This is a genomic window from Mycobacterium sp. E740, from assembly GCF_001672895.1.
GTDB lineage: Bacteria > Actinomycetota > Actinomycetes > Mycobacteriales > Mycobacteriaceae > Mycobacterium.
In genome coordinates, this window is the sequence record NZ_LZKP01000105.1 from 25,056 (window position 1) to 32,971 (window position 7,916).

Consider the following 7,916-nt stretch of genomic DNA (forward strand, 5'->3'; position numbering starts at 1 on the left):
AGCTGCGGCGGGTGCACATGGTCGGCATCGGGGGAGCGGGCATGTCGGGTATCGCCCGCATCCTGCTGGATCGCGGAGGGCTGGTGTCGGGCTCTGACGCCAAGGAGTCCCGGGCGGTGGCCGCGCTGCGGGCCCGCGGCGCAGCCATCCGGATCGGGCACGACGCGTCCTCGCTGGACCTGTTGCCCGGCGGCCCGACCGCGGTGGTCACCACGCACGCCGCGATCCCCAAGACGAATCCCGAACTGGTCGAAGCGCGTCGGCGCGGAATCCCGGTGATCCTGCGCCCCGTGGTGCTGGCCAAGCTCATGGCCGGTCACACCACGTTGATGGTGACCGGCACGCACGGCAAGACCACGACGACGTCGATGCTCATCGTGGCGTTGCAGCACACCGGTTTCGACCCGTCGTTCGCCGTCGGCGGCGACCTCGGCGAGGCGGGGACCAACGCGCACAACGGCAGCGGTGACTGCTTCGTGGCAGAGGCCGACGAGAGCGACGGCTCACTGCTGGAGTACACGCCCGATGTCGCCGTGGTGACCAACATCGAGGCCGACCATCTCGATTTCTTCGGCAGCGCCGAGGCGTACGGCGCCGTGTTCGACGATTTCGTCGAACGCCTCAAACCCGGTGGCGCACTGGTGGTCTGCACCGACGATCCGGGGTCCGCGGCGCTGGCCGAGCGCACCGACGAGTTGGGTATCCGCGTGTTGCGCTACGGCAGCGGTCCCGACGGCCGGCTGCACGGCGAGCTGCTGAGCTGGGAACAGCACGACACCGGTGCGGTGGCGCACATCCAGCTCGCCGGCGAACCGCACCCACGCGTGATGCGCCTGTCCGTGCCGGGGCGGCATATGGCCCTCAACGCGATCGGGGCGACGCTGGCCGCGATCGAGATCGGCGCGCCGGTCGACGCAGTGCTCGACGGGCTCGCGGGCTTCGAAGGGGTGCGGCGCCGGTTCGAGTTGGTCGGCACGACCGCGGGTGTGCGCGTCTTCGACGACTACGCTCACCACCCGACCGAGGTGCGGGCCACGCTGAGCGCGCTGCGCACCGTCTCCGAACAGGCCGGCGGCCGGTCGATCGTCGTGTTCCAGCCCCATTTGTATTCGCGCACAGAGACATTCGCGCGGGACTTCGGCAGGGCGCTCGACAGCGCCGACGAGGTGTTCGTGCTCGACGTCTACGCGGCGCGCGAGCAGCCGATCGCCGGCGTCAGCGGGGCCAGCGTCGCCGAACACGTCAGCGTTCCCGTGACGTATGTGCCCGACTTCTCCGCGGTCGCGGCGCTCGTCGCTGACACCGCCGCGCCGGGTGATGTCATAGCGACCATGGGCGCCGGTGACGTCACGATGCTCGGCGCCGAGATCCTCGCCGCGCTTCGCGCCAAGGCCAACCGCGGCACGCCGGGGGCGCGATGACGGAGCCGACGCACGGCGAGGCGGTTGAACCGGCCGTCGTGCCCGAGACGCCGGAGCCACCGGAGGCCGCCGCGGATTTCGAGGGGCCGCGGCGGCGCGCGCGTCGTGAGCGCGAGGAGCGCCGAGCCGCCCAGGCCCGGGCCACCGCGATCGAGCAGGCCCGCCGGGAAGCCAAGCGCCGCGCGCTCGGCAAGCCCGCCACCCAGCAGAGAAAGCTCGGCCGCGGTGCGGTGCGGGGGTTGAAGGCGCTGATGTGGTCGGCGCTGCTGAGCGTCGTGGTCGTCGGACTCGGGCTGCTGCTGTACTTCACCCCGGTGATGTCGGTGCGCGACACGGTGATCACGGGGCTGGGCGCGGTGACGCAGGACGAGGTCCTCGCCGCCGCGGCAGTCGCTCCCGGCACACCGTTGCTGCAGGTGAACACCGACAATGTCGCCGAGCGCGTCGCGACAATCCGCCGGATCGCCAGCGCGCGGGTGCAGCGCCAGTACCCGTCGACGCTGCGGATCACCGTCGTGGAGCGTCAGCCGGTGGTGGTCAAGGACTATCCGGACGGGCCGCACCTGATCGACCGCGACGGTGTCGACTTCGCGGTCGGTCTGCCGCCGCCCGGGGTGCCGTTCCTGGACGTCGAGCACCCCGGCCCCAACGACGAGCCGACGAAGGCGGCGCTGCAGGTCATGACGTCGCTGCGCCCGGAGGTGGCCGCGCAGGTGGCGCGGATCGCGGCGCCGTCGGTCGCGGCGATCACCCTGCAGCTCGTCGACGGCAGGCAGGTGGTCTGGGGCACGACCGACCGCACCGAGGAGAAGGCGTTGAAACTCGGCGCGCTGCTCACCCAGCCGGGCCACACCTACGACGTGTCCAGCCCGGACCTGCCGACGGTGAAGTAGCCGCGCAAGAGGCGAGAAAAATCCGCGACGCACCGGCGCGCCTGCACGGCAACCACCGGACCTCGCCCTACCGTTCTGGTTGCGCGAGAACAACTTGACATAACTATAACCCTCTGGTTGAGGTTTAGGGTTTGCCAAGCGGTCGGCGTGTCGACAGCCAACCCGGGAGGAAGGGATCGCGATGACCCCCCCACACAACTACCTCGCCGTCATCAAGGTGGTCGGTATCGGTGGCGGCGGCGTAAACGCCGTCAACCGGATGATCGAACAAGGCCTCAAGGGCGTGGAGTTCATCGCCATCAACACCGACGCGCAGGCGCTGTTGATGAGCGATGCCGACGTCAAACTCGACGTCGGCCGTGATTCCACGCGCGGCCTGGGCGCCGGTGCCGACCCCGAGGTGGGTCGCAAGGCCGCCGAGGACGCCAAGGACGACATCGAGGAACTCCTGCGCGGCGCCGACATGGTGTTCGTCACCGCAGGTGAAGGCGGCGGCACCGGGACCGGCGGAGCTCCGGTGGTGGCGTCGATCGCGCGCAAGCTCGGCGCCCTGACGGTGGGCGTGGTGACGCGGCCGTTCTCGTTCGAGGGCAAGCGGCGCAGCAACCAGGCCGAGAACGGAATCCAGGCGCTGCGCGAGAGTTGCGACACGCTCATCGTGATCCCCAACGACCGCCTGCTGCAGATGGGCGATGCCGCGGTCTCGTTGATGGACGCCTTCCGCAGCGCCGACGAGGTGCTGCTCAACGGTGTGCAGGGCATCACCGACCTGATCACCACGCCCGGCCTGATCAACGTCGACTTCGCCGACGTCAAGGGTGTGATGAGCGGCGCGGGCACGGCCCTCATGGGCATCGGCTCCGCACGCGGCGACGGCCGCGCGCTCAAGGCCGCCGAGATCGCGATCAACTCGCCGCTGCTCGAGGCGTCGATGGAAGGCGCGCAGGGAGTGCTGCTCTCGGTCGCGGGCGGCAGCGACCTCGGCCTGTTCGAGATCAACGAAGCCGCATCGCTGGTTCAGGACGCCGCTCACCAGGACGCCAACATCATCTTCGGCACGGTCATCGACGACTCGCTCGGAGACGAGGTCCGGGTGACCGTGATCGCCGCCGGCTTCGATTCGGCCGGCCCCGGGCGCAAGCCGGTGATCAGCCCCGCCGAGGGGCAGGGCATCACGCCAGGGAAGGCGGGCAGGGTCACCACGTCGCTGTTCGACCCGGCCGACCCGGCGAGCGTGCCCGTGCACACCAACGGCGCCACCGTCAGCATCGGCGGGGACGACGGCGGTATCTCCGACGACGACGTCGACGTGCCGCCCTTCATGCGTCACTAGCGCAGAGCAATACTGGCGACCGTGACGGTTCGCATACGGCGCGTGACCACCACGCGCGCCGGGGGCGTCTCCGCGCCGCCGTTCGACACCTTCAACCTCGGTGACCACGTCGGGGATGATCCGGCCGCCGTCGCCGCCAACCGCAAAAGGTTGAGCCGCGCCCTCGGACTGGGTGACGACGGCATCGCGTGGATGAACCAAGTGCACAGCGATCGCGTCGCTGTGGTGTCCGAAAGGCCGAAGCCCGAACAGCCGCCGGTCGACGAGACCGACGCGCTCGTCACGACATTGCCGCGATTGGCCCTGGCGGTGGTCACCGCCGACTGTGTTCCCGTCTTGTTGGGCGACGCCCGGGCCGGCGTCGTGGCGGCCGTGCATGCCGGGCGGGTGGGGGCGCAGAACGGCGTCGTCGCGCGCACGGTGGAGACGATGATCTCGCTGGGCGCTCGGCCCGGGGACATCTCGGCGCTGCTCGGGCCCGCCGTCAGCGGCCGCAACTACGAGGTGCCCGAGGCGATGGCCGCCGAGGTCGAGTCCGCGTTGCCGGGCAGCCGCACGACAACGGCGAAGAACACGCCGGGTTTGGATCTGCGAGCCGGAATCCACCGCCAGTTAACGACTTTGGGTGTCACCGCCATCGACGTCGACCCCCGCTGCACGGTCGACGACCGCGACCTGTTCAGCCATCGACGCGACGCCCCGACCGGGCGGCTCGCATCGCTGGTGTGGATGGAGTGAGGGACGCTCGTGCCCACGCCTCGAGAACTCGAACTGGCCGAAGCGCTGGGCGTCGTGCGGGCGCGGCTCGCCGCCGCCGCCCGGGCCGCCGGACGCGAAATCGACGAAATTGAACTGCTGCCGGTGACCAAATTCTTTCCCGCCGCCGATGTCGTTGTTCTGCGCCGGTTGGGCTGCGAGTCCTTCGGCGAGTCACGCGCCCAGGAAGCGGCGGAAAAAGTAGAAGAAATTGCTTCGATGCAGGGTGTCCCCGACATTCGCTGGCACATGGTCGGGCGGATACAACGCAACAAGGCGCGGGCCGTCGCGGGCTGGGCGTACGCGGCGCACTCGGTCGACAGCCGCAGACTGATAGACGCGCTGAGCCGGGCCGCGGCCGACGCCCTCGAGGAGGGTCGGCGCGCAGAACCGCTACGGGTCTTCCTTCAGTTGAGCCTCGACGGCGACGAGAGCCGGGGCGGGGTCGACATCGACAACCCCGAACTCGTCGACGAACTGTGCGCGGCCGTACACGACGCCGACGGGCTGGAGTTCGTCGGCCTAATGGCGGTCCCTCCGCTGGGTGCGGATGCCGACGACGCGTTCGCCCGACTGCATGCCGAGCACCGGCGACTACAGGCCGGCTACCCACAGCGCCTCGGCTTGTCGGCCGGGATGTCGGGCGACCTCGAGGCGGCTGTCAAACACGGCTCGACGTGTGTGCGTGTCGGTACCGCGTTATTGGGGCAACGTCCTCTACCGTCACCAGAAGTTGTCACTCCAGTCACATATTCATCACAGACACCACAGTCCAGGGCGTGAGAAGGGTCGGGCGATGAGCACACTGCACAAGGTCAAGGCGTACTTCGGTATGGCTCCGATGGATGACTACGACGACGAGTACTACGAGGACGACGATCGCGGCGCCTCCCGTGGGTATTCGCGCCGCAGCCGCGACGACCGCTTCGACGACGACGGTTACCTGGATCGGGGGAGCGCGGGTCATCGGGGCTACGACGACCGCGAATACGACGACGCACCGGCCGGCTACCGCGGCGGCTATGACGACCGGTTCGAGCCGAGGCTTCGCGCCCCGCGCGAATTCGACCGTCCCGCACCGCGATTCGCTCCCATGCGCGGCGCCACCCGTGGCGCACTGGCGATGGACCCGCGCCGGATGGCCGAGCTCTTCGAGGCCGGCAGCCCGTTGTCGAAGATCACGACGCTGCGGCCGAAGGACTACAGCGAGGCCCGCACGATCGGTGAGCGGTTCCGCGACGGCACTCCGGTGATCATGGACCTGGTGTCGATGGACAACGCCGACGCCAAGCGGCTGGTCGACTTCGCCGCCGGCCTGGCGTTCGCGCTGCGGGGCTCGTTCGACAAGGTCGCCACCAAGGTGTTCCTGCTGTCGCCCGCGGACATCGACGTCAGTGCCGAGGAGCGCCGCCGCATCGCCGAGGCCGGCTTCTACGCCTATCAGTAGCAGTCTCGCCGGGCAGGTAGGCTGGCGTCGCACCTCGGGCGTGACCAGCCACGAGGGGCGGTATCTGATGTCACACCCCTGCCCGTAGCGAGGTCGGCTCCCTTGTCGCTGTTCTTCGAAATCCTTGGCTTCGCGCTGTTCGTGTTCTGGCTGCTGCTGATCGCCCGGATCGTCGTGGAGTTCATCAGATCCTTCTCACGGGACTGGCATCCCAAGGGCGTGACGGTGGTGGTCCTGGAGACGATCATGACGGTGACAGACCCGCCGGTGAAATTGCTGCGTCGCCTGATTCCGCAGCTGACGATAGGTGCGGTGCGTTTCGACCTGTCGATCATGGTGCTGTTGCTCGTCGCCTTCATCGGCATGCAACTCGCGTTCGGGGCGGCCGCCTGAGCCACCGCCGGATGTGTGAAATTCGGTCTTAATTTCATCCTCTTCTGCAACGGCCGCGTCTGCTGTGACAGGATGGACGCCAGTTACGTTCCACCCACGCTCTACACTTCGAGACGTTGACTGTCCAGACTTCAAGGGGGCGACGATGCCGCTCACACCCGCCGACGTTCACAACGTCGCGTTCAGCAAGCCGCCCATCGGCAAGCGCGGTTACAACGAGGACGAGGTCGACGCGTTCCTCGACCTGGTGGAGAACGAGCTGACGCGGCTCATCGAGGAGAACGCCGACCTGCGTCAGCGTGTCGCCGAGCTGGACCAGGAGTTGGCCTCCGGCGGCGGTGGCGGCACCAGCCAGTCGACGCAGGCCATGCCGGTCTACGAACAGCCCGCCGCCGAGCCGGCTCCGGCACCCACTCCGCAGCCGGCGTACGAGGCGCCGTCGGCGCAGGCCAACGAGGACCAGGCGCTCAAGGCGGCCAAGGTGCTGAGCCTGGCCCAGGACACCGCGGACCGGTTGACCGGCACCGCCAGGGCTGAGTCGGAGAAACTGCTCGCCGATGCACGCGCGCAGGCCGACGCGTTGGTCAGCGAGGCCCGCCAGACCGCCGAGACCACGGTCACCGAGGCACGCCAGCGCGCCGACGCCATGCTCGCCGACGCGCAGACCCGGTCGGAGGCCCAGCTTCGGCAGGCGCAGGAGAAGGCCGACGCGCTGCAAGCCGACGCGGAGCGCAAGCACTCCGAGATCATGGGCACCATCAACCAGCAGCGCACCGTGCTGGAAGGCCGCCTCGAGCAGCTGCGCACCTTCGAACGCGAATACCGCACCAGGCTCAAGACCTACCTGGAGTCCCAGCTCGAGGAGCTGGGGCAGCGTGGGTCGGCCGCGCCGGTCGACTCCGGCGCCGGCAACGACGGCGGCGGCTTCAACCAGTTCAATCGCGGCAACAACTGAACGCACTTCGACCTGAGGTTGATCAATGCTGATCGTTGCGCTCGTTCTCGCCGTCATCGGCCTCGCCGCGCTGGTGACGGCGGTGGTCACCAGCAATGCGCTGATCGCCTGGGTGTGTATCGCGGCCAGCCTCATCGGCGTCATCCTGCTGATCGTCGACGCGGTGCGGGAACGCTCGGCCGGCAGGACCGACCGCGCTGACGAGGACCGTCGGGACGCCGAGCCCGAGGAATACGAGGACTATCCCGACGACGAGCCCGTCGCCGACGAACGCGAAGTCGACGAAGAGACCACGGTAGTCGAACAGGCCGACTCCGGTGAGGAGCGCCGCTAAATCGTTGGCGGCGTGAGTAATTCGCGTACCTCGTCGTCGGTGACCTGATGGAAGTCGACGAACACCTGACCGACGGCTTCGAATCCGGGCGGCATCGCCGCGCAGACCACGTCGTCGGCTTCCCTCGTTAGCTGCCGGCACGCGGAGGCCGGTCCGACCGGAACTGCGATGACAACTCGAGCCGGCTCCTGTGCCCGCACCGCACGCACCGCCGCGAGCGGGTCTACCGCGGTGACCGGGCTCCGATCGAGATCGCCGGCAAGACCGTGATCCTCGTCGACGACGGAATCGCCACCGGCGCCAGCATGCTCGCGGCGGTGCGTGCGGTGCGGGCACAGGAGCCGGCTCGAGTTGTCATCGCAGTTCCGGTCGGACCGGCCTCCG

10 protein-coding genes and 1 pseudogene are annotated in these 7,916 nt (G+C 69.0%); 10 read left to right on the forward strand and 1 reads right to left on the reverse strand.

Annotated features, from left to right (window positions below):
• Positions 1–17 precede the first annotated feature (17 nt).
• From murC to A5663_RS10015, 9 genes are all read left to right on the forward strand, one after another.
• Positions 18–1,421 carry a UDP-N-acetylmuramate--L-alanine ligase gene (murC, locus tag A5663_RS09975; protein WP_068147545.1) on the forward strand — a complete coding sequence of 468 codons (1,404 nt, stop codon included), beginning with the start codon at positions 18–20 and terminating at the stop codon, positions 1,419–1,421.
• On the forward strand, positions 1,418–2,314 hold the full coding sequence (locus A5663_RS09980) for a cell division protein FtsQ/DivIB (RefSeq protein ID WP_068147501.1): 897 nt from the start codon (positions 1,418–1,420) through the stop codon (positions 2,312–2,314). Before murC ends, A5663_RS09980 begins: the two co-directional genes overlap by 4 nt.
• A gap of 181 nt (positions 2,315–2,495) precedes the next feature.
• The gene (gene ftsZ / locus A5663_RS09985) at positions 2,496–3,647 is read left to right on the forward strand and encodes a cell division protein FtsZ (RefSeq protein WP_068147504.1); all 1,152 of its coding nucleotides are present in this window, start codon (positions 2,496–2,498) and stop codon (positions 3,645–3,647) included.
• 21 nt (positions 3,648–3,668) lie between these two features.
• The gene (pgeF, locus tag A5663_RS09990) at positions 3,669–4,385 is read left to right on the forward strand and encodes a peptidoglycan editing factor PgeF (RefSeq protein ID WP_082974019.1); all 717 of its coding nucleotides are present in this window, start codon (positions 3,669–3,671) and stop codon (positions 4,383–4,385) included.
• 9 nt (positions 4,386–4,394) lie between these two features.
• Complete coding sequence (locus A5663_RS09995) at positions 4,395–5,186, forward strand: YggS family pyridoxal phosphate-dependent enzyme (RefSeq protein ID WP_068147513.1); 792 nt, start codon at positions 4,395–4,397, stop codon at positions 5,184–5,186.
• 13 nt (positions 5,187–5,199) lie between these two features.
• Positions 5,200–5,850, forward strand: coding sequence for a cell division protein SepF (locus A5663_RS10000; RefSeq protein ID WP_068147515.1), 651 nt, complete (start codon positions 5,200–5,202; stop codon positions 5,848–5,850).
• A gap of 102 nt (positions 5,851–5,952) precedes the next feature.
• Positions 5,953–6,243, forward strand: coding sequence for a YggT family protein (locus A5663_RS10005; RefSeq protein WP_068147519.1), 291 nt, complete (start codon positions 5,953–5,955; stop codon positions 6,241–6,243).
• A 145-nt stretch (positions 6,244–6,388) separates the two neighbouring features.
• Positions 6,389–7,198 (forward strand): DivIVA domain-containing protein, encoded by an 810-nt coding sequence (locus tag A5663_RS10010; protein ID WP_068147522.1) that lies wholly within the window; start codon positions 6,389–6,391, stop codon positions 7,196–7,198.
• Between the two features lie 25 nt (positions 7,199–7,223).
• Entirely contained in the window at positions 7,224–7,532 is a 309-nt protein-coding gene (locus A5663_RS10015) for a DUF308 domain-containing protein (protein ID WP_068147526.1), read from the forward strand.
• Here A5663_RS10015 and A5663_RS10020 read toward each other — a convergent pair.
• Positions 7,529–7,756, reverse strand: a pseudogene (locus tag A5663_RS10020) (phosphoribosyltransferase); the annotation flags it as partial. The gene A5663_RS10015 and the pseudogene A5663_RS10020 overlap by 4 nt on opposite strands.
• Before the next feature lie 42 nt (positions 7,757–7,798).
• Here A5663_RS10020 and A5663_RS22570 point away from each other — a divergent pair.
• A partial coding sequence (locus tag A5663_RS22570) for a phosphoribosyltransferase family protein (protein WP_255396256.1) occupies positions 7,799–7,916 on the forward strand: 118 nt, incomplete at its 3' end.

What these genes read in the sequence shown, in the direction of transcription:
- A5663_RS10000 (WP_068147515.1), top strand. Translation starts at nt 5,200, where the DNA reads ATGAGCACACTGCACAAGGTCAAGGCGTACTTCGGTATGGCTCCGATG.
- A5663_RS10015 (WP_068147526.1), top strand. Translation starts at nt 7,224, where the DNA reads ATGCTGATCGTTGCGCTCGTTCTCGCCGTCATCGGCCTCGCCGCGCTG.
- A5663_RS10010 (WP_068147522.1), top strand. Translation starts at nt 6,389, where the DNA reads ATGCCGCTCACACCCGCCGACGTTCACAACGTCGCGTTCAGCAAGCCG.
- A5663_RS09980 (WP_068147501.1), top strand. Translation starts at nt 1,418, where the DNA reads ATGACGGAGCCGACGCACGGCGAGGCGGTTGAACCGGCCGTCGTGCCC.
- murC (WP_068147545.1), top strand. Translation starts at nt 18, where the DNA reads ATGGTCGGCATCGGGGGAGCGGGCATGTCGGGTATCGCCCGCATCCTG.
- ftsZ (WP_068147504.1), top strand. Translation starts at nt 2,496, where the DNA reads ATGACCCCCCCACACAACTACCTCGCCGTCATCAAGGTGGTCGGTATC.